Source organism: Brevundimonas sp. (assembly GCF_024711105.1).
GTDB lineage: Bacteria > Pseudomonadota > Alphaproteobacteria > Caulobacterales > Caulobacteraceae > Brevundimonas.
This window is the reverse complement of sequence record NZ_JANJTL010000158.1, coordinates 1-22398: the sequence shown is the minus strand read 5'-3', so window position 1 is coordinate 22398 and position 22398 is coordinate 1. Positions and strand designations below refer to the sequence as shown.

Sequence of the window (22398 nt, the reverse complement as noted above, 5' to 3'; positions counted from 1 at the left end):
CGACGCGCAGGCCTTCGGCGGTGTAGATTTCGCGCCCGTCCACCAGGGTGCGGCCGTCTGCGATCACCAGGCACAGGCGGCCGCGCAGGACGCGACGGATGTCGATTTCGTACTCGACCCGCTTCGCAGACGGCAGCACCTGGCCGGTGAACTTGACTTCGCCGACGCCGAGCGCGCGACCGCGGCCGGGCTCGCCGAGCCAGGGAAGGTAGAAGCCGGCCAGTTGCCACATTGCGTCGAGTCCGAGGCAGCCTGGCATTACCGGGTCACCGGTGAAATGGCAGTCAAAGAACCAAAGGTCTGGGCGGATGTCGAGCTCCGCCCGGATCACGCCCTTACCGTGGCGCCCGCCCTCGCTGCTGATTCCGGTGATGCGGTCGAACATCAGCATCGGGGGCGCCGGCAGCTGGGCGTTGCCGGGGCCGAACAGCTCGCCGCGGCCGCTGGCCAGCAGGGCTTCGTAGTCGAAGGCGTTGGGATAGGTGGTCATCGGGTCCTAAACTCCCCGCGCCGCCGGATGGATGCGCGCCGCGCGAGGGGCCGGGTTACACGAGGCTTGGCCGCGCCTCAACCGGCGGCCGCGACCCGCAGGCCGCCGGCCGTAGCGGTGGCCTCGGGCCGACACAGCGCCTCCTCCTGCGGGCCGAACAGGGCCGTTTCGGGGACCCAGCCCCGGCTGTCGCCGGCGCTGACCGCGCACCAGCCCCCCTCGCAGGCCTCCAGGCTGACGAACCCCCGCGCGGCAAGCTGGGCGCGGATGTCGGCGCCGGCTTCGGGGTCGGACAGCATCGGAACCGCCTGCAGGGCCATGGCCCGCCGCCGCCCCGAGGTCAGGCTGCGGTGGATCCAGGCGATGGAGCCGTCAGGCCCGCAGACCTTTCGCCACTCGCGCGTCTCGGTGATCACCTGCAGCGGCACGCCCGAGCGTTCGAAGCGCCACAGGATCGGATAGTCCAACCCGGGCCCCGCCCGCATGCTGGCCGGCGAGCCCCGCACCGACACCCACCGCGGCACCGGCAGGCCCGACGGCGTGTCGGCCTTTTCTTCAGTCTCGGGCACGCACGCCGCCAGGAGTCCGGCCAGCAAGGGGGCCGCCAGGGCAGCCGCGCCGCGGGCCGAAAAGCGGAATCTCGAACCGGGGGCCATTCCGTCCTTGTCCAAGAGCCGGTCTGTCCGGCCGCGATGTCGGCCGGCGGCCGACGGAAACGTGCCGCACTGTGGTTGAGCCGCGGGCGTGTGCGCAAGGGCCGGATCGGCGCTCTTGACGACGGCGCGCGCCCGGGTTCCCCTCCTTTCCGTAAAAGGGGGACGTTTCCAGTGACCTACGATCCGATCGCGCGGCGCACAGGCGTGCTGTCGCGCCGCAATCTGATGCAGCTCGGCGCCGCCGGAGCCGCCATCGCGGTGGCCGGACCCGCCGCCGCACAGGCCGGGCCTCAGCCGCACGAGCTTCGCGACTTCTTCGTGCGCGACCAGGTGGTCGGCGCCGCCCTGTCGCCCTCGGGCCACAAGGTCGCCGTCCTCAAGGAAACGTCGGAAGGCGGGACGCGGCTGCTTTTCGTGGACATCTTTTCGGCGGACGACTTCACCCGGCCCCTGAGCCGCAGCCGCCTGGGCGAGTTCGAGGCGGACCGGCTGGATTGGGCCAATGATGACCGTCTGCTTGTCAGCCTCATCCAGATCATCTCGAACGAAGCCCGCGTCCGCGAAGGCGGTCGCATCTCCGACGAGCGGATCACGCACGCCAGTCGGCGCATGATCTCCATCGACACGGTGAACGGCGGAGCGGTGGTGCTGTTCGAAAACCAGGCGGGCCAGCTGAGGAGCGCGACCGACCTGGGCCGCGTCGTCGACCTGTTGCCGGACGATCCGGATCACATCCTGATGATCGCCCATGAGGGCGGCCGAGACCGCGGTGTCGTCATCCAGGCCTCGGACGGCTTCCCGACTCTGTTCCGCGTCAGCGTCGTCACCGGCCGCGCCGAGCGCGTCGAACGCGGTACCGAAAACACGGTGGGTTGGCATGCCCGCAACGGCGTCCCCGTTCTGCGCAGGGACGTCAATCCGCGCGGAACCTATGAGACGCTCTACGCCCGGTCGGAGAGCGGCGGCGAATGGCGAATGCTGACGCGGCGCCGCATCACCGAAACACCCGAGTTCACCATTATCGGGCCGGCGGCCAGCCCCAACCAGTTCCTAGTGGCCGCCCGCATCGGTGACGAAGATGTGGTGTCCATCCGAGAGCTGAATCTGGCGGACATGACCTATGGCGCGCCGCTGTCGACGCGCGCGGGCCAGGACGTCGCCTACGGGCTCATGGACGGCGCCGACCGCTACCTCGGCGCGGGCTACTACGCCGACCGCCTGGAATATGACCTGAACGACGCGACGCTCAATGCTCACCATCGTGCCCTGAACGGCTTCTTCGGCAACGCCGCCAACGTCCAGTTCGCGGACATCAGCCGCGACCACAATCGCCTGCTCCTCTATGTCACCGGACCCCAGGAGCCTGGCACCTGGTTCTTCTACGACGTCGCGGCGACGCGCATCGAAGCGCTTGGAGCCCGTACGCGCCTCACGGCCGAGCGGCTGTCTGCGACCGAGGCGCTGGAGGTGCCGACCCGCGACGGATCGTCGATCAAGGCCTATGTCACCGGTCCGTTGCATGGCCGCCCCGGCCCGCTGGTGGTGCTGGTGCACGGCGGACCGGAGCTTCGCGACGTGCAGGACTGGCACTACCAGGTCCAGGCGCTGGCCGCGCAGGGCTGGTGGGTGGTCCAGCCGAACTTCCGCGGGTCCGGAGGTTACGGCCAGGCCTTCGCCCGCTCCGGCTGGCGCGAATGGGGCGGCAAGATGCAGACCGACGTCGAGGACGCCGTCGCGCATACCATCGCCGCCAAGGGACTCGACGCCTCGAAGGTCGCCATCATGGGCGCGTCCTATGGCGGCTACGCCGCGCTGATGGGCGCGATCCGGCGCCCGGACCTCTACAAGGCGGCGATCGGCATCGCCGGGGTCTACGATCTGGTGGCCATGCTCGAGCATGAGCGCGACGAGGACACCACGCCCGACCGTTTCGTGTTCGGGCTTTGGTCCAACCGGATCGGCGACCTGCGCAATGACCGCTCATTGATCGAGTCGGCATCGCCTCGCCGGCGGGCCAGCGAAGTCCGCTGTCCCGTGATGCTCGTCCATGGCGAGTACGACTGGATCGTGCCGATATCGCAGTCCGAGGACATGAAGAACGCCCTGGAGCGGAGCGGAGCCTCGGTCGAGTACGTCCGCGTCGACAACGCCGGCCACGGCGACTGGGTGGGCGAGATCGACTACGCCCTGTGGCAGCGCTACGTGCGTCTGCTGTCCAGCGCCTTCGCCTAGGGCCCGGCTGTCGCATTGCCCTGACGGCGCGGGATCGCTACATCCCGCGCCGACCTCCCCCTATTCCAGCACGACAGGGCGCACGCCTCATGGCGCAGCAATACATTTTCCAGATGCAGGGCCTGACCAAGGCCTATCCCGGCGGCAAGAAGGTCTTCGAGAACATCTGGTTGAGCTTCTACCCGGACGCCAAGATCGGCGTCGTGGGCGTCAACGGCTCGGGCAAGTCGACCCTGCTGAAGATCATGGCCGGGATCGACAAGGAGTTCTCGGGCGAGGCCAAGGCCGCCGACGGCGTCAAGCGCGGCTATCTGGAGCAGGAGCCCCATCTCGATCCGAACCTGAACGTGCGCGAGAACGTCGAGGCCTGGTGCGAGGAGAAGCAGTGGGTCAAGCGGTTCAACGAGATCGCGGCCGAAATGGCGGAGAACTACTCCGACGAACTGATGGAGGAGATGACCGCCCTCCAGGAGAAGATCGACGCCGGCGACGTCTGGGACATCGACAGCCGCATCGAGATGGCCATGGACGCCCTGCGCTGTCCGCCGGACGACTGGGAGGTCACCAACCTCTCGGGCGGTGAGAAGCGCCGCGTGGCGCTGGCCCGTCTGCTGCTGTCCAAGCCCGACATGCTGCTGCTCGACGAGCCGACCAACCACCTCGACGCCGAGTCCGTGGCCTGGCTGCAGCACCACCTGGAGGCCTTCCCGGGCTGCGTGATCCTGGTCACCCACGACCGCTACTTCCTGGATCAGGTGACCAAGTGGACGCTGGAACTGGACCGCGGCAAAGGCCACCCGCACGAGGGCAACTACTCCTCGTGGCTGGAAGCCAAGCAGAAGCGAGTCGTGCAGGAGCAGTCGGAATCCGAAGCCCGCCAGCGCGCCCTCACCCGCGAACTGGAATGGGTCCGCTCGGGCGCCAAGGCGCGCCAGGCCAAGTCCAAGGCGCGTCTGGCCGCTTATGAGAGGATGGTCGCCGAGCAGGAAAACTCGGCCAAGGCCCAGACCTACGCCGTCATCCAGATCCCGCCGGGCCCGCGGCTCGGCAACGTCGTGCTGGAGGCCAACGGGCTCGAGAAGTCCTACGGCGACAAGCTGCTGTTCAAGGACCTGACCTTCAAGCTGCCGCCCAACGGCATCGTCGGCGTCATCGGTCCCAACGGCGCGGGCAAGTCGACCCTGTTCCGCCTGATCACCGGCCAGGAACAGCCCGACGCCGGCTCGATCAAGCTGGGCGAGACGGTCAAGCTGGCCTACGTCGACCAGAGCCGCGACGATCTGCAGCCGAACGACACCGTCTGGCAGGCCATTTCCGGCGGCACCGACGTGATGATGGTCGGCAAGCGCGAGATCAATTCGCGCGCCTATGTCGGCAGCTTCAATTTCAAGGGCGCCGACCAGCAAAAGAAGGTCGGGCTCCTGTCAGGCGGTGAGCGCAACCGCGTCCACCTCGCCAAGACCCTGGCCACCGGCGGCAACCTGATCCTGCTCGATGAACCGACCAACGACCTGGACATCGAGACCCTGCAGAACCTCGAGGAGGCCCTGGAGGAGTTCGCCGGCTGCGCCGTGGTCATCAGCCACGACCGCTGGTTCCTCGACCGCCTGGCGACCCACATCCTGGCTTTCGAAGGCGACAGCCACGTCGAATGGTTCGAGGGCAACTTCGAAGCCTACGAGGAGGACAAGAAGCGCCGCCTGGGCGCCGACAGCCTCATCCCGCACAGGATCAAGTTCCAGAAGTTCGCTCGCTAAGGCGGCGCGCCGCCGGTTCGCATCCTCCGCTGGAACCGGCAGATAGCGGGTTGTTCCGGCTGGGATCGCCATGCCATAGACCCAGCGCCCCGCGCTGGAGCGCTGGACGAATGTTGAACTAGGGGGACGATGTGGCGGCCAAGGTTGCTCTAATCACCGGCGTGACCGGTCAGGACGGCGCCTATCTGGCGGCTCTGTTGCTCTCGAAGGGCTACGTCGTTCACGGGGTGAAGCGGCGATCGTCGTCATTCAACACCGCGCGCATCGACGACCTCTACGTCGACCCGCACCAGTCGGACGTGAAGTTCTTCCTCCACTACGGGGACATGACGGATTCGACGAACCTGATCCGTCTGATCCAGGAGACCCAGCCCGACGAGATCTACAACCTGGCCGCCCAGAGCCACGTGCAGGTGTCGTTCGAGACCCCCGAGTACACCGGTAACGCCGACGCCATCGGCACGCTGCGCATCCTCGAGGCCATCCGCATCCTGAAGATGGAGAAGAAGGTCCGCTTCTATCAGGCCTCCACCTCGGAGCTGTACGGCCTGGTGCAGGAAGTGCCGCAACGGGAGACCACCCCCTTCTATCCGCGCAGCCCCTACGCGGTGGCCAAGCTCTACGGCTACTGGATGACGGTGAACTACCGCGAGGCCTACGGCATCCACGGCTCGAACGGCATCCTGTTCAACCACGAGAGCCCCCTGCGTGGCGAAACCTTCGTGACCCGCAAGATCACCCGCGCGGTGGCCGGCATCGAGAAGGGCCTGCAGACCTGCCTGTATCTCGGCAACCTGGACGCCAAGCGCGACTGGGGACACGCGCGGGACTACGTCGAGGGCATGTGGCGCATCGTCCAGCAGGACGAGCCGGACGACTATGTGCTCGCCACCGGCGAGACGCATCCCGTGCGCGAGTTCGTCGAGCTGTCCTTCGCCGAGACCGGCCGCACCATCGTCTGGCGCGGCGAGGGGGTGAACGAGGAAGGCTATGACCAGGCGACCGGCGACGTGCTGGTGCGGATCGATCCGCGCTACTTCCGCCCGACCGAGGTCGACCTGCTGATCGGCGACCCGACCAAGGCCAGGACCAAGCTGGGCTGGACCCACACCACCCCCTTCCGCGAGCTGGTGAAGGAGATGGTGACCGCCGACCTGGAGCTGGCCGAGCGCGAACGCTGGCGGCGCGACCGCGGCGAGTGGTGATCCGATGAGCTACGACCTCGCGGGCAAGCGGGTCTTCGTCGCGGGCCACCGCGGCATGGTCGGCTCGGCGGTCGTCCGGCGTCTGGCGAGCGAAGGCTGCGACGTGCTGACGGCCGGGCGCGACGTGCTCGACCTCAAGGACCAGGCCGGCGTGCGCGCCTGGATGGCGGAACAGCGGCCCGACGCCGTGGTGCTGGCCGCCGCCAAGGTCGGCGGCATCCTGGCCAACGACACCTATCCGGCGGACTTCCTCTACGACAACCTCGTCATCGAGACGAATGTCATCGAGGCGGCCTTCCGCAACGAGGTCGAGAAGCTGCTCTTTCTCGGCTCGTCGTGCATCTATCCGAAGATGGCGCCCCAGCCGATCCCGGAGGATGCGCTCCTGACCGGGCCGCTGGAGCCCACCAACGAGTGGTACGCCATCGCCAAGATCGCGGGGCTGAAGCTGTGCGAGGCCTATCGGCGCCAGCACGGGGTCGACTACATCTCGGCCATGCCGACCAACCTCTACGGGCCCGGCGACAACTACGACCTGGAAAAGAGCCACGTGATCCCGGCGCTGCTGCGCAAGGCGCATGAGGGCAAGCTGCGTGGCGACACGGTGATGCCGGTCTGGGGCACGGGCTCGCCGCGCCGCGAGTTCCTGCACGTCGACGACTGCGCGGACGGCTTGGTCCACCTGCTGAAGACCTATTCCGGCGCCGAGCACGTCAACCTAGGCACGGGCGAGGACGTGACCATCCTCGAGCTGACCCGGATGGTCTGTGACGTCGTCGGCTTCGAGGCCGAGGTCGTCACGGATCCGACCAAGCCGGACGGCACGCCCAGGAAGCTGATGGACGTCTCGCGTCTGTTCGCCACGGGCTGGCGGCCGAAGCACACCCTGCGCTCGGGGCTGGAGGACGCCTACGCCTGGTTTGTCGAGCACGCCGGCAAGGACGCGCGGCTCGAGGTCGCCTAGGGCTCCTCGGACACCATGACGGCCGCCCGCGCCACCCGGGTGGGGTCCCGATAGCCGAACAGCCGGGCGATGGCCCGCAGCGGCCCCGTCGCCTCCCAGGTGATCGAGGTGATGGTGCGCAGCACGAACTCGAGCTGCTCGGCCTCGGACATGGCCGGCAGGACGGTGGGTTCCAGCGATCGTCCACGCCAGCGGTTCAGCAAGTTCCGGATCGGCCGCGTCCAGCGCATCGGCGGCGAATAGAAGAGCGCGTGGCTGAGCTCGGCCAGCTGGGACGCCGAGACCCGCCCTGTGCGCCGCTCGCCGCCGACGAGGTTCAGCATCTGCCGGACCCGGTCCAACGCCTCGTCGTCCCGGAGGCCGCCGTCGCTGAGAAGCTCGGTCGTGGCCGCCAGTGTCGTCTGCAGCTTGCGCCGCTCCGCCTCATAGGCAGCGGCCTGGCGCTGGATGTCCTCGTACTCCACCGCCAGCCCCTGGAAGAGGCGCAGCAGGTTGGCGTGCGGGTGGCCGGCGTCCTCCAGATAGGGGCGCAGATTGCGCAGGAAGTTGGCCGGGTTCTTCTCGGCCCGGAGCATGCTCGAGGACGCCACCCGATAGTGGAACAGCGGCTCGGGCACGCTCAGCAGGGTCAGGCCGCCGAGCACGGCGCGCGCGAACAGCTCCCAGTCCTCGTGGCCGACGCCGTAATCCTCGGTGAAGCCGCCGAGCCGCGCGAAGGCGTCGCGCCTCACCAGCGCATTGGCGTCGCCGAAGGCGTTCTCGATCGCCCCGAAGGCCCTGGCCGCGCCGATCGGCAGCCAGATGGCGTCCGGTGCGTCCGCCGGCTTTGGCGCCTTGCCGGAGAAGGTGCCCATGGCCGCGGTCACGATGTCCGCGCCGGAATGGCGGGCGACTCTTAGGAAGGTCTCAATCATCTCGGGACGGGCGATGTTGTCGTCGTCGTGGAACAGCAGCCACTGGCCCTTCGCCTCGGCCGCCGCGCGGTTCCGGGCCGCGCCGAGATAGCGGTTGTCCTGGTAGACGATCCGCCAGGACCGGGCGGCGAAACGCGGCTCGAGCGCCTTCAGCCGCTCGACCGTCGCGGGCGAGCTGCCGTCATCGACCAGAACGACCTCGAAGTCTTCGGTGGTCTGCGCCTCCAGCCCTTCGATGGCCTGGAGAAGCATGTCCGGCCGCTCGTGATGCACGAGACAGACGGTCACCGACGGGCCGAGATGCCGGACCGGTCTAACTGGTGCGCGCGGCGCGTCGGACGGCGCGAAGCCGGCCCAGGCCCGGGCGTTGGCCTCGGGGTCCACGCTCGGCCGCGCCGCCGCCGCGCCTTCGCCCAGCACACGCTTCAGGGCGCGGACCATGTCCGGCGGGTTCGGGTCGAACAACACGCGATCTGCGTCCGCGGCCGCCACCATCTCCGGAATGCCGCCGACCCGGCTGGCCACGAAGGGCACGCCGCGCTCAAGGCACTCCTGGATCGTGTAGGGCGCGTTGTCGATCAGCGAGGCGATAACCGCCAGCCGGCCGGGCTGGGCCAGGTAGTTGACGGCCCCTTCCGCATCCAGGTCGGTGATGACCTGCGGCTTCACATTCCACTTCTTCGCCCGGGTCTTGATGAAGGCGTAGCTGTCGAAGCCCTCTCGCGAGGAGGTCTTGCCAAGGAAGGTGACCTTGGGCCTGAGCCCGTCGGCGAACAGCCGGTCGAGCGCCGCGGCGAAGATCTTGATGCCCTTGCGGGGCTCCAGACGGCCGAAGAAGACAAGCTCCTCGATCGGCTGGACCTCGCCCGACGGCGGCTCGCCCCGGGTGTGTTTCGGCGACAGGTTGGGCTGCACGAACGTCTGCGCCGGAAGCGTCCAGCCCTGGCGCGTCATCCACTCCAGCATGTAACGCGAGGGGCTGATGACCGCGTCCGCATGCTCGACGCAGGCTCGCTCCATGTCGTCGTTTAGCAGGAAGTAGCGGTAGGTCAGGAGCTGCTGATCACCCTCGAGGTGCCACAGCGTCGGCGAATGGGTGACGACCACCAGCCGGGTCTCACCGAAGGCCAGTCCCATCCGCTTGGCCTGGATCGCGTAGTAGCCGCAGCCGCTCCACTCCGGGAAATAGACGATGTCGAAAGACTGCCCGGCTAGCCAGCGGTACACGCGCCAGGCGATCTGGGCGACCTGTGGAGCCTCGACGATCGGGGCGGGCGGAGCCGGACACGGCACGAGCTTAATCTCAGCCTCGGCGTAGTCGGTGATCCACCGATTAATCGTGCCCTGCTCACACCACTCACCCAGTGCGTAAAGAGCGGTGACCGAATGCCCAGCGGCGGCCAAGGACTCAGCCAACGCGCGACAGGCTGTCCCGATACCTCCATTGCGGACCGGGCCATTGAAATCGGGCGAGGCGATGCAAACGCGCAGCCGCTGACTATCGGCGACGGGCAGACCAGGCCAGCGTCGATCGCCGGTTTCTCGGGTACTGGGATTCGACAAGTGGCCTCGCTTCTGGCGCCCCTGCTAAGGGGAGGCTTGCGCGGTGGCAAGCCGGCGCCGCCTTGCCCCGTCCGTTCCAGGGGTCTAACAGGGGCCAAGGCTCGGGCGTGTTTCAGAAAGTTCCCACGTTATGTCGCTGAACGCCGTACAGGACGTGCTCGCCGGTTTGCGCGCCCGCGACATGTGGTGGACGCGCGCCATCTGGGACATCAAGCGCCGCTACTCCGAATCCCTTCTGGGCCCGATCTGGATAGCTGGCGGGCTCGCCACAATGTCGGCCGCGATTGGCCTGCTCTACGCGCGTGTCTTCGGGATTCACCGCGAGGCCATCCTGCCGTGGATCACCGCCGGATTTCTTGTCTGGTACCTCATCTCGACATCGATCGGGGGCGCCACGTCCATCTTTGCAATGAACCGGGCGGCCATCCTGCATTCGGCGGGGCCGATGTCGCCGCACATCTTCCGGCTCGTGTCTCGCGAGCTGTTGGTGTTTGCGCACAATATCGGCGTGTTCCTGATCGTAGCGGTCATCTACGGGATTCTGACCTCGATCCAGATTTGGTGGCTGCCTCCCGCGCTTGCCTTGGTCCTGATCAATGTGGCCTGGATGGCCCTCATTGTCGCCTGCCTGTCGGTGCTTTACGCCGACATTCCACCGATCGTTCAGTACGGGACCCTGCTGGCGATGTTCATCACGCCGCTGTTCTGGATTCCGGGTGTGGCTGGCCGCGGGCGGAACCTGGGCGACACGGCCGTTCTCGACTTCAACCCATTCTATTATCTGGTGACGGTTGTCCGGGAGCCTTTGCTCGGACGTACTCCGGAGCTCAACATCTGGATCGGATGTGTCGTCCTGGCTCTTGTTGGCTGGGCGGCCGCGCTGCTCGTCTTCCAATCTACGCGACGCAAGATCGCGCTGGCGCTCTGAGGCTCGAATGAACGCGATCGAACTCCACGGCGTCACGCTCGACTACGAAGTCAAACACGTACGCACCCGTTCTCTGCGCCGGACGCTGGCCAACTACGCCACGGGCGGCAAGCTACTCGCCGATCGCGGAGACAACGTCACAGTTCGGGCCCTCGACAATGTCTCGCTGCGTGTGGCGGAAGGGGCTAGGCTCGGAATCTTCGGCCACAACGGATCGGGCAAGAGCACGCTGCTCAGGGTCATGGCCGGCGTTTATGTCCCTACGCGCGGCACTGTGGTCGTGAATGGGCGCGTTTCGTCAGCGCTCGACGTGTCGCTGGGCATGGAGGATGAGGCCACCGGCCGCGAGAATGTGCTGATCATGGCTCTGTACCGCGGCGTCCCGCTGAATGAGGCCCGAGCCTCTGTTGACGCCATCTGTGATTTCGCTGGGCTCGGCCCCTACATCGACATGCCGGTCAAATCGTACTCCTCGGGGATGCGTCTGAGGCTGGCCTTCTCCGTCGCTACGAGCTGGCAGCCGGACATCCTGTTACTCGACGAATGGCTTTCGACCGGCGATGAGATGTTCGTGGGCCGCGCAAAGGATCGGCTGCAGAGTTTTCTCTCGAAGGCGCGCGCGCTCGTAGTGGCGTCGCAGTCGCGGGAGCTGCTGAGCCGCGTCTGTGACCACGTGCTCGTCCTTCACCAAGGGCGCGTGGCCGCCTATGGGACCCCGGACGAGGTATGGCGGGCCTACCCGGCTCCCCAGGATGCCGTGGTTACGCCGGCGGTCGCCTAGCGCCATCGATGCACCGGCATGGCGCGCGAGGCCCTATTGAGGGAAAAAGGCCTCTTGAAGTTGGTTTTAGGGGGACTGCGTGAGCGACGGGGAGAGCCTAGGGGAGAAAATCAAGCGCGCCGTCCGCGGCCGCCAGGCGACAGTCTCGCCCGCAGTGACCCGCGGAGGGGCCCTGCTTCAACGTTCCCTGAGTGACGAACTCCGAACCGAGGCCCAGGCGGCTCTAGATCAGGGCGGAATGCCAGAAGAGGCCTTGATCGCTCGTGTCGCCGCCGAGTCGAATCCGCAGGATGCAGCAGAACTGGCCCTCCTGATTGCGATCGCGGGCCGCCTGGCCGAGGTAGGCGCCGCTGACGCATCATCGACATTTTTGGAGGCGCTCAGGGGCCGGCGAGATCTTGGCGCGCTTGCGCTCATCGAAAGCGCCAAGGCGTTTTCTGCGCGCGGGTCGGTCCAGGCCGAAGCTTTCGCTTTGGCGGCCGCAAACGCCGCTCCGGCGGAAACTCCGATCGCGTGCGAAGCGGCGGCCATTTCCCTGCGGTTCTCCGGGTCAATCGCTTCGCTTCGGGTCATCAAGGCTCATATCGAGGTCGCTGGGGACGCCGCATTGCTGTCGGCCGATGTGGCTAGGCACGCTGGATGGGCTATCCATCGCCTGGAGGCCGCCGCCGTCAATCCGGACTGGCCAAACCTCGCGCGGGCAGCCGCCAATCCCGCCTTCGATGTCTTTGTCCCAATGGGGTCCGGGCCCGAAATCTGGACGTCCGTCCTGCTGTTGCTGGAGGCTTGGGGCGAAGGACGCATCGACCTCAACGAAATCGAGGCGCGTCTGGTGGCCATGCTGCTTCGCAAGGCGCGCGAAGAACTCCTGGCGGCCGGAGGCCGACCCAAGGCGCCGGTCACCGACGTCCTGCGAGCTAGCAATCGCATGACGCCGGCCGCGCTTGCGGCCTTCACAGAACTCCTAGCGGACTTTGGGGCAGGCGCGGAAGCTGTGACGCTGGCCGGCCGGCTGAGGGGTACAACCTACGAAATCGCAGCGCTTGGCATTCAGGCGGACCACTCCCCGGACCGTTGGCGCGATCGGATACTGCCGCGTTGGATGGAGGTCACCGCGGCGTTCGCCGATGACGGCGACGCCCAATTCCGCTCCGGTGCGGCGCTGATACGCCGTGGGGAAGTGGAAGGGGCTATTGTCGCGCTTGCACGGGCGTTCGAGTTGGATCCGGCAAACGCCGCATATGCGCTGGCGCTCGGTGGCGCCCATGAAGTCCGCCAAGACTGGTCCGAGGCTCTGGCTGTTTACGACCGAGCCGTAGAAGCCAACGCCGGGGAGGCCCACCTCGTCCGCAAGCGAGCTTCCATGCTCATGGAGCTTGGCCTGCCGGAACAGGCGGTCGATGTCATTGCTCCACTGGCGCAAAAGGGCAACGCTGAACCTGCCTCCATTGTGGTTCATGCATGGGCGCTTGAGCGCAGCGGGCGGTTGGCCGAGGCGGCGCGGATCTTGGCGGACGCGGACGTGTCCGCGGCGTCGCCAGACCTGCTAATCGAGACCGCGGTTCGTGTCCTTTCCCTGACCTTGTTGAGGGCTGGCCTATCCTACGCTGATCGGCGTCTCCTTGAGCGGGCCGGCGGAATCGCGCTCGAGCATATTGGCCGCCTGCCGGAAGAACGGCTTTGGGAGGTCACTCAGGCCGCGATCGAACTGGGCGAAGACGGACTCGCCTTGCAGATTGTCGCGCGAGCCGTGACAGATCGCGGACTTCCGATTTCCGGCGTCGGCGATACCGCAGCAGCGCTGCTTCATCGCCTGTCCACAACGACCCTTCAAGGCGATCTCTCCAGGTTCGCTGACGAGGCCGGTCCAATGACCCCGCAGACCTTGGCGATGGCGCTGGAGCTGCAGGGACGAAGCGAAATCGCCACCCTGGCGCTCACCATGGCCGCCATGCGGGACCAGCAGAACGAGGGCCTGGCCCTCGCCGCCGGACCCCTGATGCAGCGGCATGGTCACCTGCAGGCTGCGGAGCGCCTCTTCACCCGATGCAATCGAGCCTACGAGGACGGCTGCCGCAATTTCATCTGGCCTCGGTCGGAGACTGGCGGATGGCCCCGCGGCGGCGGGCCGAGCGCGGCCGCCTTCGACGCGCTGCTGCCAGAGAGCGCGCAGTGGCCGCGGATCACGGTGGTCACACCGTCCTACAACCAGGCCGACTTCGTCGAGGAGACGGTGCTGTCGGTGCTGAACCAGCACTATCCGAACCTGCAGTACATCATCGTCGACGGCGGCTCGACGGATGGGGCGGCCGAGATCCTGGAACGCTATCGCGACAAGGTCGACGTCCTGATCATCGAGCCGGACAAGGGCCAGACCGACGCCATCAACAAGGGCTTCGCGCTCGCCGACGGCGAGCTGATGACCTGGCTGAACTCCGACGACATGTTCGCGCCCGGCGCGCTGCACCGCATCGCGCTGGAGTATCTGAACAGCAAGGCCGACATCATCGCCGGCATCTGCGTCGCCTACCGCGACGGCCGGGTGGAGGTCGCCAACCTGCCGGCCGTCCGCCAGGAGACCTTCACCGTCGAGGTGATGGCGGACATCTTCCGCTACTGGATGAAGGGGTATTTCTTCTATCAGCCCGAAGTCGTCTTCAGCCGGGCCATCTGGGAGAAGACCGGCGGCCGCCTGAACGACGACCTCAACTTCACCATGGACTACGAGTTCTGGATGCGCTGCGCCCAGGCCGGGGCCCGGTTCGAGGTGGTGCACTGGCCGGTCGCCCTGTTCCGCCAGCACGAGGCCCAGAAGACCAGCCGGCTGCTGCACTGCGTCGACGAACAGGCGGTGGTCCGCGACGAGATCAAGCAGATCGCACCTTCGGACGATCGCTCTCGGTCCCTGGTGACTGGAGCCCGCGAGCGCCTGCGGGCCGAGCCGATCAAGGTCGCGGTCTATACGTCGCGGTTCGACAAAATCTTTTCACCCCTGGTCGAAGCGGAGCTCGCGCACCGGTTCAAGGATACCGGAATGTCTGTCCGGCTGTTCGCCTCGGCCGAGGACCTGCCCGTCGACGACGATTTCATCGTCTGGCTGGTTCACCTGCAGAACGACGACTACGCGATCGACGCCTATCGCCAGCGCGGCGGCCGGGCACAGATCATCGGCTGGTTCTGGGACAATCATCACCACCTCTTCCCGAACCGCGACGTGGTCGAGCGGCTGGACTACTGGTCGGCCGGGCACGCCTTCGTCAGCAACTATCTCGCAAATGATCAGGCCCTGAAGCTGGAGCCGACGCCGCTCAGCGTCACCCAGTGGGCCCGGCAGGAGGCCGAGATCTTCTATCGGGAGGTGGGCGACCAGCCGCGAAGCGACGTGCTCTATGGCGGTTTCGTCCGCTACGCCTTCGCCGAGAAGCGCAACACCCTGATCCAGGCGCTCATGGATGAGGGAGAGGAGGGCGTCTACTTCCTGGAGGAGGCCGACGCGCGTCGCTATTTCGACCGCTCGCGGCGCTCGAGGTTCGCGGAGTGGGCGGCGCACAAGACGTCGCTTTGCCTGCCGCTCGATGGTGACCTGTCGCAACGGCTGTTCGACGCGCTCTTGACCGGCCAGGTGCCGATCGCGCCGAAGGACATCGCCGACCTCGATGCGGTGATCCCGCCTGCCCTTCAGAAGAAACTGCCGATCGTCCGCTTCGACAAATACAAGCCCGGTGACGTGAAGGCGGCCCACGCCAAGGCGCTGAAGCTGTTCGACGAGGGTGGAGCCGAGGGGGCCATGGTCCGGCATCGGATCGCGCTCGAATCTCACATGTTCTCGGACCGGATCGCCGCCCTGCTGGACAAGGTGCGGGCCCTCGCCGACGGTCGATGAACCCGGTCGGCCAGGACATCCTGGCGTGGCCGGAGATCCGGTCCGGGCGGCTGATGACGGAGGAGGTGCGCGCCACCGGCGCCTGGGCATGGACGCTCCGGCGCTCCGACGAGAGCATGTGGCCCGGATGGTGGCGCGTCCGCGCCGAGGGCCCGTCGCCGATTGAGCTTGAGATTCGCCGCCTAGGCTCGGACCACGTCGAGTTTCTCTCCCTGCCTCCGGGCACGTGGCGCGCCCTGCGCCTGGGCGTGGGGCGGCATGAGGCCCGCATCTGGCTGCGGTCCGGCGGCGATCTGGTGAACCGGCTCGAGCTGGAGCCGGCGCCGGCGGGCTGGCTGGGCCCAGCGCGTCTTATGCGTGCGATGCGGCGACTGGTTCGGTTGGCGCGGCCGCGTGGGGCCGGGCGGGCGTCTGTCGTCGTCACCCAGGCGGGTGATCTCCCGGACCTCCCGGCGTCGGTCGGGATCATTATCCCGACGCGGGACAACGCCGCGCTGCTCCACCGCTGCCTGACGACCCTGTTCGAAACCACCGACTATCCGGGTCTCCGGGTGCTGGTCGTCGACAACGGCTCCATTGATCCCACCACGCTCGCCGCGCTGGATCGGTGGCGCGCGCACCCGCAGGTCGAGGTGCTGGTCCGAGACGAACCGTTCAACTTTGCAAGGCTGTGCAACGCCGGCGCCGAGGCGATGGCCGATCGCCAGGTGCTGGTCTTCCTCAATGACGACATCGAGGTGATTGAGCCGAATTGGCTGTCGCATCTTGCGGCCGAGGCAGTGAAGCCGGACGTCGGCGCCGCTGGGCCGTTGCTGGTGTATGGCGACGGAACCGTCCAGCATGCAGGCGTCGCGCTCGGCGTGCTCGGCCATGCTGGTCATCCTTGGCGGGGCATCCATCCGGCTGCGGCTCCGGAAATCATGGCGCGCCGCCAGGTGTCCGCCGTGACAGGCGCCTGCCTCGCGGTCCGGGCCGAAGCCTATCGCGCCGTAGGCGGCATGGACGAGCAGGCCTTCCCGATCACCTTCAACGACGTCGATTTGTGCCTGCGGCTGGCGGCCGGAGGCCTGAAGACGATCTATCAGCCCGCGGCGCGGCTGATCCATCTGGAGGGGCGTAGCCGGAGGCCGGACCACTTGCCGGAACAGGCGGCGCGGCGCGGACGGGAAGTCGAAGAATTTCTGCGACGTCATGGGAGCGCGGTGGACGACGATCCGTTCTATGGTCCAGACCGGACCCGCGCCGATGAGAGCGCACGGCCGCGCTGACGAGGGGTGAGCTTGAACGATCGTGTCTTGGTGACCGGCGGCGCCGGCTATGTCGGCTCCCACGCCTGCCTGCGGCTCGCCGAGGCGGGGTTCGAGCCCGTCGTCTTCGACAACCTGTCGAACGGCCATGAGCGGTTCGTGCAATGGGGTCCGCTGGTGCGCGGCGACATCCGCGACCGGTCAGCGGTGGCCGCGGCCTTCGAACGGTGGCGGCCGGTGGCCGTGATGCATTTCGCCGCCCTGATCGAGGTCGGCGAGTCGGTGAAACACCCCGGCCGCTTCCACGAGACCAATGTCGGCGGCGCGGCCAATGTCATCCAGGCGGCGGCGGCGTCGGGCGTCGAGGCGTTCGTCTTTTCCTCCACCTGCGCGACCTATGGCGATCCGGTGCGCGTGCCGATGGACGAGACCCACCCGCAGGCGCCGCTGAACCCGTATGGCCGATCGAAACTGATGATCGAGCAGGTCCTGGCGGACATGGACACCTACTCGGGCCTGCGCTCGACGGCCTTGCGCTACTTCAACGCCGCCGGCGCGGATCCGGAAGGCCGCATCGGCGAGCGGCACGATCCGGAGACCCACGCCATACCCTTGCTGCTGCAGGCAGCGCTGGGACGGCGGCCGGGCTTTTCGATCTTCGGGACCGACTATGACACGCGGGACGGCACCGCCGTCCGGGATTACATCCACGTGCTCGATCTGGCCGACGCCCATGTGTCCGCGCTGAGGCGGTTGCTGAACGGGGGCTCCTCGGAAGTCTTTAACCTGGGTACCGGGACGGGCACGACCGTCCGTGAGCTGATCGACGCGGTCCGCGAGGTGACCGGGCGAAGGTTCGAGGTCGCCGAAACCGGTCGTCGCCCGGGGGACGCGCCGATCCTGGTGGCGGATAACAAGAAGGCACGCGAGACCCTCGGCTGGTCCCCGCGCTATGGTCTGGAGGACATCGTCGCGCACGCCTGGGACTGGCATTCGCGGCGTGAGGGGGAGGTGTTCGGCCTTGGGGGAAATCCGGTTTGACGCCGTCCGCGCCTGGCTGTTCGATCAGGCGCTGCCGTTCTGGGCGGAGCATGGGCTGGACGCCCCGGGGCGGGGCTTTCTAGAGCAACTGACGCTCGATGGTGCGCCGAAGGATCCCGGCTTCAAGCGGCTTCGGACCCAGGCGCGGCAGGTCTACGCCTTTTCGCATGCCGAACTGCTTGGCTGGGACGCTCCGGCGCGCGACCGGGCGGACGCTGGCTGGCGCTTCCTGCTGTCGGCCGAGCTCCCTGACGGCGGCTTCCCGAAGACGTTGAACGCCGATGGCTCGGTCCAGGACGCCGCCTTTGATCTCTATGACCAGGCCTTCGCCATCTATGCGTCGGCCTGGCGGAGGAAGGCGACGGGAGACGCCGAGTGCGAGGCCGTCGCTCACCGCACGCTGGACGCCGTCGAGCGCCGGCTCGGTCGAGCGGACGGTCGAGGCTTTCGCGCCTGCGACCCGGACCCGGGCGAGCTCGTCCAGAACCCGCACATGCACATGCTGGAAGCCAGCCTGGCCTGGGTCGAGGCCACGGACGATCCGCGCTTCCTGGACCTCGCCGGCCGCATCCTCGACCTCTTCCTCGATCGCTTTCTCGAGGCGGACACAGGCGTGCTGGTCGAGCATTTCGACGCGGACTGGAGACCGGTGGCCGGCCAGCGCGGCCGTCAGGTCGAGCCGGGGCATCAGTATGAATGGGCCTGGCTCCTGGGTCGGGCCCAGGTCCTGCTGGGCCGCGACCTGGAGGCGCCGGCGCGCGCCCTGCACGGCTTCGCCGTCCGCCACGGCCACAACCCACGGACCCGTCTCTGCTGGGACTGCGTCAACGCTGACACAGGGGAGCCGCTGAAGTCGACCTCCCGCAGCTGGGCCCAGACCGAGGCCCTGAAGGCTGAGCTGGCCCTGGGCGAGCACTGGGGCGACTTCGACCGCGTCCGCATCGCCGAGGCCGTCGACCTGCTGCTGGACCGACATCTGGCCTGGGAGCCGGCCGGGACGTGGATGGACTGCTTTGACGCCGAGGGACGCGCTGCCGCGGACCACATCCCGGCGAGCATCCTCTATCACGTGCTCCTGGCGTTCGCGGAGCTCCTGCGACTTGAGGATCGCGTCCGTTAGCCTCCTCCGTTCGGAGGAAGCGGCGGCTCCTCGGGCCCGGTACCCAGCCTCCATTGAGCGTGGCTCATGGAGGAAGAACGATGAAACTGAAGCAGATGATTTTCGCGGCCGGCGCCCTGGCCGCGCCATTGGTCCTGGACGGCGCGGCCCAGGCCCAGACCATCCGGGCCCAGCCGGTCGATCCCGTCCAGCAGCGCCTGACGGCCATCGAGGCGCGGCTCGAGGATCTGTCACAGTCGGCCGGCGCCCAGGTGGTGGTGATCACCCAGACCATGGAGATCGCGCGTCACTGGCCGGCGAACACGGACACTTGGCCGAACAACAACGCCCGGGCCCAGGACCTCTGCCAGGAGGCCCTTGGGGATCGCTTCGGCCGGGTGATCTCGCGCGAGCGGACGACGGCGGGCGACCGCTACTTCCTGAGCCGTGTCGTCTGCGAGACACGCGCGGACTAGTCAGCGGCGCCAGCGAGCAGTTGCTGGCGCAACGCGTCGATGAGGGCTAGGCGACCGCGAGAACAGGAGTTTTCGCCTTGCGCCATCTCGCTCTCATCGCCGCCGCCGTCTCGCTTTGCGCCTGTGCGCCCGTGGTTCAGGGCGGTCCGCCCATACCGCTGTCCCCCGAACTGGTCAGCACGGCGCGGATCGACCTGATCACCATGAGCAGCGGCTGGCTGCAGTCGGAGGAGGACTTCTCCGACACCTTCACCGATGAGGTGCGCGAGGAGCTGACGCGGTGCGCGACCGGCTCGCGCCCCCTGAACCTTCGGCTGCATGTCGACGATCTGGAGCGGGCGGGGCGTCTGGAGGGTCTGGTGGGCGGCGGCCGGCACTTCCTGGCGGCGACCGCCGAGTTCACCGATCCGGCGCGCGACGACCTCGTGGTCGGCAGGTTCCCGATCACCGTCGAAGCCCCGACCAGCGGCGGCCTCGCGGGCGTTCTGGCCGACCGCCAGATGGTGGTCTCGGAGGCCTGGGCGCGCGAACTCTGCATGGAGGCCTTCGGGCGCAACCCGCGCACGCCCGGCCCTCATAACGCCACCCCGAACTGAGCCCACGAAAAAGGGGCGCCATCGCCGGCGCCCCTGATCGCTTCAAGCCTCGCCTCGACTTCAGCCGCGCGCCAGGTTGCGCAGCACGTAGGGCATGACCCCTCCGGCCTTGAAGTAGTCGAGCTCGGTCTGGTTATCGATGCGGCAGCGGACGGGGAAGCGGGCCATCTTGCCGTCCGACGGCCGGAACAGCTCGACCCACAGCTCCTGGCGCGGACGCAGCCGGCCGACGTTGGCGTCCGACAGGCCGCGGATGGTGACGATCTCCTCGCCGGTGAGGTTGAGGCGGGTCCAGCCCTCCTGCTTGAACTGCAGCGGGACCACGCCCATGCCGATCAGGTTGGAGCGGTGGATGCGCTCATAGCTCTCGGCGATGACGGCCCGAACGCCCAGCAGGCGCGTGCCCTTGGCCGCCCAGTCGCGCGACGAGCCGGTGCCGTATTCCTTGCCGGCGAAGACGACCAGCGGACGCCCCTCGGCCTGGTAGCGCATGGCCGCGTCGTAGATCGACATCACGTCGCCCGACGGGAAGTGCTTGGTGACACCGCCCTCGATCTCGGGCGTGATCTTGTTGCGGATGCGGATGTTGGCGAAGGTGCCACGCATCATGACTTCGTGGTTGCCGCGGCGGGCGCCGTAGCTGTTGAAGTCCAGGGCGTCGACACCGTGGTCGGTCAGGTACTGGCCGGCCGGCGAGGCCTTCTTGATCGAACCGGCCGGGCTGATGTGGTCGGTTGTGATCGAGTCGCCGAAGATGCCCAGGATGCGAGCCTCGACGATGTCGGCGACCGGCGCCGGCTCCATCGACAGGCCCTCGAAGTAGGGCGGGTTCTGCACGTAGGTCGAGGAGTCGTCCCAGGCGTACGTCTGGCCGCCCTCGACCGAGATCGACTGCCAGTGCTTGTCGCCCTTGAAGACGTCCTTGTAGCGCTTGGCGAACATCTCGGGCGTGACCGCCTTGCGCTGGATCTCGGCGATCTCGGCGGACGACGGCCAGATGTCCTTCAGGAAGACATCCTTGCCCTTCTTGTCCTGGCCGATCGGCTGGGTGGCCAGGTCGATGCGCATCGAGCCGGCCAGGGCGTAGGCCACCACCAGCGGCGGCGAGGCCAGATAGTTGGCGCGCACGTCCGGGTTCACCCGGCCCTCGAAGTTGCGGTTGCCCGACAGGACGCTGGTGGCGACCAGGTCGTTTTGATTGATCGACTTGGAGATGGCCGGGTCCAGCGGCCCCGAGTTGCCGATGCAGGTGGTGCAGCCGTAACCGACCAGGTTGAAGCCGAGGTCGTTCAGGTCGTCCTGCAGGCCGGCGGCCTCCAGATAGTCAGTGACCACCTGCGAGCCGGGCGCCAGCGAGGTCTTCACCCACGGCTTGACCTTGAGGCCCAGCTTGTTGGCCTTGCGGGCCACCAGGCCGGCCGCGATCAGGACCGAGGGGTTGGAGGTGTTGGTGCACGAGGTGATTGCCGCGATCACCACGTCGCCGTCGCCGATGTCGAACTTCTCGCCCTCGACGGCGACACGCGGGGCGTCGGCCGGACGGTTGAAGACTTCAGCCAGGGCGGTTTCGAAGGCCGAGGCGGCCGAGGTCAGTTCGACCTTGTCCTGCGGACGCTTCGGACCCGCCAGCGACGGGACCACCGTCGACATGTCGAGCTCGAGGATGTCGGAGAACTCGGGGTCCTCGGACGTCTCGTCGATCCAGAGGCCCTGCGCTTTGGCGTAGGCCTCGACCAGGGCGACCCGCGCCTTGTCGCGGCCGGTGGCCGTCAGATAGTCGATGGTCGCGCGCGAGACGGGGAAGAAGCCGCAGGTCGCGCCGTACTCCGGCGCCATGTTGGCGATGGTGGCCTGGTCCTCGATGGTCAGGGCGCTGACACCCGGGCCGAAGAACTCCACGAACTTGCCGACCACGCCCTTCTTGCGGAGCATCTGGGTGACGGTCAGCACCAGGTCGGTGGCGGTGGCGCCTTCCGGCAGGCGGCCGGTCAGGCGGAAGCCGACGACTTCCGGGATCAGCATCGGGATCGGCTGGCCGAGCATGGCCGCCTCGGCCTCGATGCCGCCCACGCCCCAGCCCAGCACGGCCAGGCCGTTGATCATGGTGGTGTGGCTGTCGGTGCCGACGACGGTGTCCGGATAGGCGACGGTCGCCTTGCCCTCGGCCTGGGTCCAGACCGTCTGGGCCAGGTTCTCCAGGTTCACCTGGTGGCAGATGCCGGTGCCCGGCGGCACGACACGGAAGTTGTTGAAGGCCGAGGAGCCCCAGCGCAGGAAGCGGTAGCGCTCGATGTTGCGCTCGTACTCGCGCTCGACGTTGCGGTTGAAGGCCTTGGAGTCCCCGAAGTGATCGACCATCACCGAGTGGTCGATGACCAGATCCACGGGGTTCAGAGGATTGATCTTCGACGGATCGGCGCCCAGCGCCGTCATGGCGTCGCGCATGGCGGCCAGGTCGACCACCGCCGGCACGCCGGTGAAGTCCTGCATCAGGACCCGCGCGGGGCGGAAGGCGATCTCGTGCTCGACCGAACCCTTGTTCTCGATCCAGGCGGCCACGGCCTTG

General features: G+C 67.6%; 18 protein-coding genes. 12 read left to right on the top strand and 6 right to left on the bottom strand.

What is annotated here, in order from left to right; genetic code table 11:
* On the bottom strand, positions 1 to 490 hold a 490-nt coding region (gene fabA / locus Q0M60_RS12475; protein ID WP_296819987.1), incomplete at its 3' end, for a 3-hydroxyacyl-[acyl-carrier-protein] dehydratase FabA.
* Positions 491 to 567: 77 nt separating this feature from the next.
* Complete coding sequence (locus Q0M60_RS12470) at positions 568 to 1086, bottom strand: SH3 domain-containing protein (RefSeq protein ID WP_296819984.1); 519 nt, start codon at positions 1084 to 1086, stop codon at positions 568 to 570.
* A gap of 231 nt (positions 1087 to 1317) precedes the next feature.
* On the opposite strand from Q0M60_RS12470, the gene Q0M60_RS12465 reads away from it, so the two are divergent.
* From Q0M60_RS12465 to Q0M60_RS12450, 4 genes are all read left to right on the top strand, one after another.
* On the top strand, positions 1318 to 3378 hold the full coding sequence (locus Q0M60_RS12465; protein ID WP_296819982.1) for an alpha/beta fold hydrolase: 2061 nt from the start codon (positions 1318 to 1320) through the stop codon (positions 3376 to 3378).
* A gap of 89 nt (positions 3379 to 3467) precedes the next feature.
* Positions 3468 to 5135 (top strand): energy-dependent translational throttle protein EttA, encoded by a 1668-nt coding sequence (gene ettA / locus Q0M60_RS12460; protein ID WP_296819980.1) that lies wholly within the window; start codon positions 3468 to 3470, stop codon positions 5133 to 5135.
* 131 nt (positions 5136 to 5266) lie between these two features.
* Positions 5267 to 6340 (top strand): GDP-mannose 4,6-dehydratase, encoded by a 1074-nt coding sequence (gene gmd, locus Q0M60_RS12455; RefSeq protein WP_296819978.1) that lies wholly within the window; start codon positions 5267 to 5269, stop codon positions 6338 to 6340.
* A gap of 4 nt (positions 6341 to 6344) precedes the next feature.
* Complete coding sequence (locus tag Q0M60_RS12450; protein WP_296819976.1) at positions 6345 to 7304, top strand: GDP-L-fucose synthase; 960 nt, start codon at positions 6345 to 6347, stop codon at positions 7302 to 7304.
* Here the strand turns inward: Q0M60_RS12450 and Q0M60_RS12445 are convergent.
* On the bottom strand, positions 7301 to 9781 hold the full coding sequence (locus tag Q0M60_RS12445) for a glycosyltransferase (RefSeq protein WP_296819973.1): 2481 nt from the start codon (positions 9779 to 9781) through the stop codon (positions 7301 to 7303). The two genes, Q0M60_RS12450 and Q0M60_RS12445, sit on opposite strands and share 4 nt — an antisense overlap.
* Before the next feature lie 130 nt (positions 9782 to 9911).
* Here Q0M60_RS12445 and Q0M60_RS12440 point away from each other — a divergent pair, with 130 nt between their 5' ends.
* Complete coding sequence (locus Q0M60_RS12440; protein WP_296819971.1) at positions 9912 to 10709, top strand: ABC transporter permease; 798 nt, start codon at positions 9912 to 9914, stop codon at positions 10707 to 10709.
* A gap of 7 nt (positions 10710 to 10716) precedes the next feature.
* Positions 10717 to 11490 carry an ABC transporter ATP-binding protein gene (locus Q0M60_RS12435; protein WP_296819969.1) on the top strand — a complete coding sequence of 258 codons (774 nt, stop codon included), beginning with the start codon at positions 10717 to 10719 and terminating at the stop codon, positions 11488 to 11490.
* Positions 11491 to 12454: 964 nt separating this feature from the next.
* Here the strand turns inward: Q0M60_RS12435 and Q0M60_RS12430 are convergent.
* Both Q0M60_RS12430 and Q0M60_RS12425 read right to left on the bottom strand, forming a co-directional pair.
* Positions 12455 to 12949, bottom strand: coding sequence for a hypothetical protein (locus Q0M60_RS12430; protein ID WP_296819967.1), 495 nt, complete (start codon positions 12947 to 12949; stop codon positions 12455 to 12457).
* 138 nt (positions 12950 to 13087) lie between these two features.
* Entirely contained in the window at positions 13088 to 13300 is a 213-nt protein-coding gene (locus tag Q0M60_RS12425; protein ID WP_296819965.1) for a hypothetical protein, read from the bottom strand.
* Positions 13301 to 13360: 60 nt separating this feature from the next.
* Here Q0M60_RS12425 and Q0M60_RS12420 point away from each other — a divergent pair, with 60 nt between their 5' ends.
* From Q0M60_RS12420 to Q0M60_RS12395, 6 genes are all read left to right on the top strand, one after another.
* Positions 13361 to 15373, top strand: a complete 2013-nt coding sequence (locus Q0M60_RS12420; RefSeq protein WP_296819963.1) for a glycosyltransferase family 2 protein — start codon at positions 13361 to 13363, stop codon at positions 15371 to 15373.
* Complete coding sequence (locus Q0M60_RS12415) at positions 15370 to 16641, top strand: glycosyltransferase family 2 protein (RefSeq protein ID WP_296819961.1); 1272 nt, start codon at positions 15370 to 15372, stop codon at positions 16639 to 16641. Before Q0M60_RS12420 ends, Q0M60_RS12415 begins: the two co-directional genes overlap by 4 nt.
* A 12-nt stretch (positions 16642 to 16653) precedes the next feature.
* Positions 16654 to 17661 (top strand): UDP-glucose 4-epimerase GalE, encoded by a 1008-nt coding sequence (gene galE, locus Q0M60_RS12410; protein WP_296819959.1) that lies wholly within the window; start codon positions 16654 to 16656, stop codon positions 17659 to 17661.
* A complete protein-coding gene (locus tag Q0M60_RS12405; protein WP_296819957.1) occupies positions 17642 to 18781 on the top strand; it encodes an AGE family epimerase/isomerase in 1140 nt (379 codons plus the stop codon). The genes galE and Q0M60_RS12405 overlap by 20 nt, the downstream gene beginning before the upstream one ends.
* An 80-nt stretch (positions 18782 to 18861) precedes the next feature.
* Positions 18862 to 19236, top strand: a complete 375-nt coding sequence (locus tag Q0M60_RS12400) for a hypothetical protein (RefSeq protein WP_296819955.1) — start codon at positions 18862 to 18864, stop codon at positions 19234 to 19236.
* 77 nt (positions 19237 to 19313) lie between these two features.
* Entirely contained in the window at positions 19314 to 19832 is a 519-nt protein-coding gene (locus tag Q0M60_RS12395; RefSeq protein ID WP_296819954.1) for a hypothetical protein, read from the top strand.
* A 60-nt stretch (positions 19833 to 19892) separates the two neighbouring features.
* Here Q0M60_RS12395 and acnA read toward each other — a convergent pair.
* Positions 19893 to 22398, bottom strand: a 2506-nt coding sequence (gene acnA / locus Q0M60_RS12390; protein ID WP_296819953.1) for an aconitate hydratase AcnA, incomplete at its 5' end; no start/stop codon positions are given.

What these genes read in the sequence shown, in the direction of transcription:
- ettA (WP_296819980.1), top strand. Translation starts at nt 3,468, where the DNA reads ATGGCGCAGCAATACATTTTCCAGATGCAGGGCCTGACCAAGGCCTAT.
- Q0M60_RS12450 (WP_296819976.1), top strand. Translation starts at nt 6,345, where the DNA reads ATGAGCTACGACCTCGCGGGCAAGCGGGTCTTCGTCGCGGGCCACCGC.
- Q0M60_RS12440 (WP_296819971.1), top strand. Translation starts at nt 9,912, where the DNA reads ATGTCGCTGAACGCCGTACAGGACGTGCTCGCCGGTTTGCGCGCCCGC.
- Q0M60_RS12435 (WP_296819969.1), top strand. Translation starts at nt 10,717, where the DNA reads ATGAACGCGATCGAACTCCACGGCGTCACGCTCGACTACGAAGTCAAA.
- Q0M60_RS12430 (WP_296819967.1), bottom strand. Translation starts at nt 12,949, where the DNA reads ATGAACCACAATGGAGGCAGGTTCAGCGTTGCCCTTTTGCGCCAGTGG.
- Q0M60_RS12425 (WP_296819965.1), bottom strand. Translation starts at nt 13,300, where the DNA reads ATGAAGCAGCGCTGCTGCGGTATCGCCGACGCCGGAAATCGGAAGTCC.
- Q0M60_RS12420 (WP_296819963.1), top strand. Translation starts at nt 13,361, where the DNA reads ATGACCCCGCAGACCTTGGCGATGGCGCTGGAGCTGCAGGGACGAAGC.
- Q0M60_RS12415 (WP_296819961.1), top strand. Translation starts at nt 15,370, where the DNA reads ATGAACCCGGTCGGCCAGGACATCCTGGCGTGGCCGGAGATCCGGTCC.
- Q0M60_RS12400 (WP_296819955.1), top strand. Translation starts at nt 18,862, where the DNA reads ATGAAACTGAAGCAGATGATTTTCGCGGCCGGCGCCCTGGCCGCGCCA.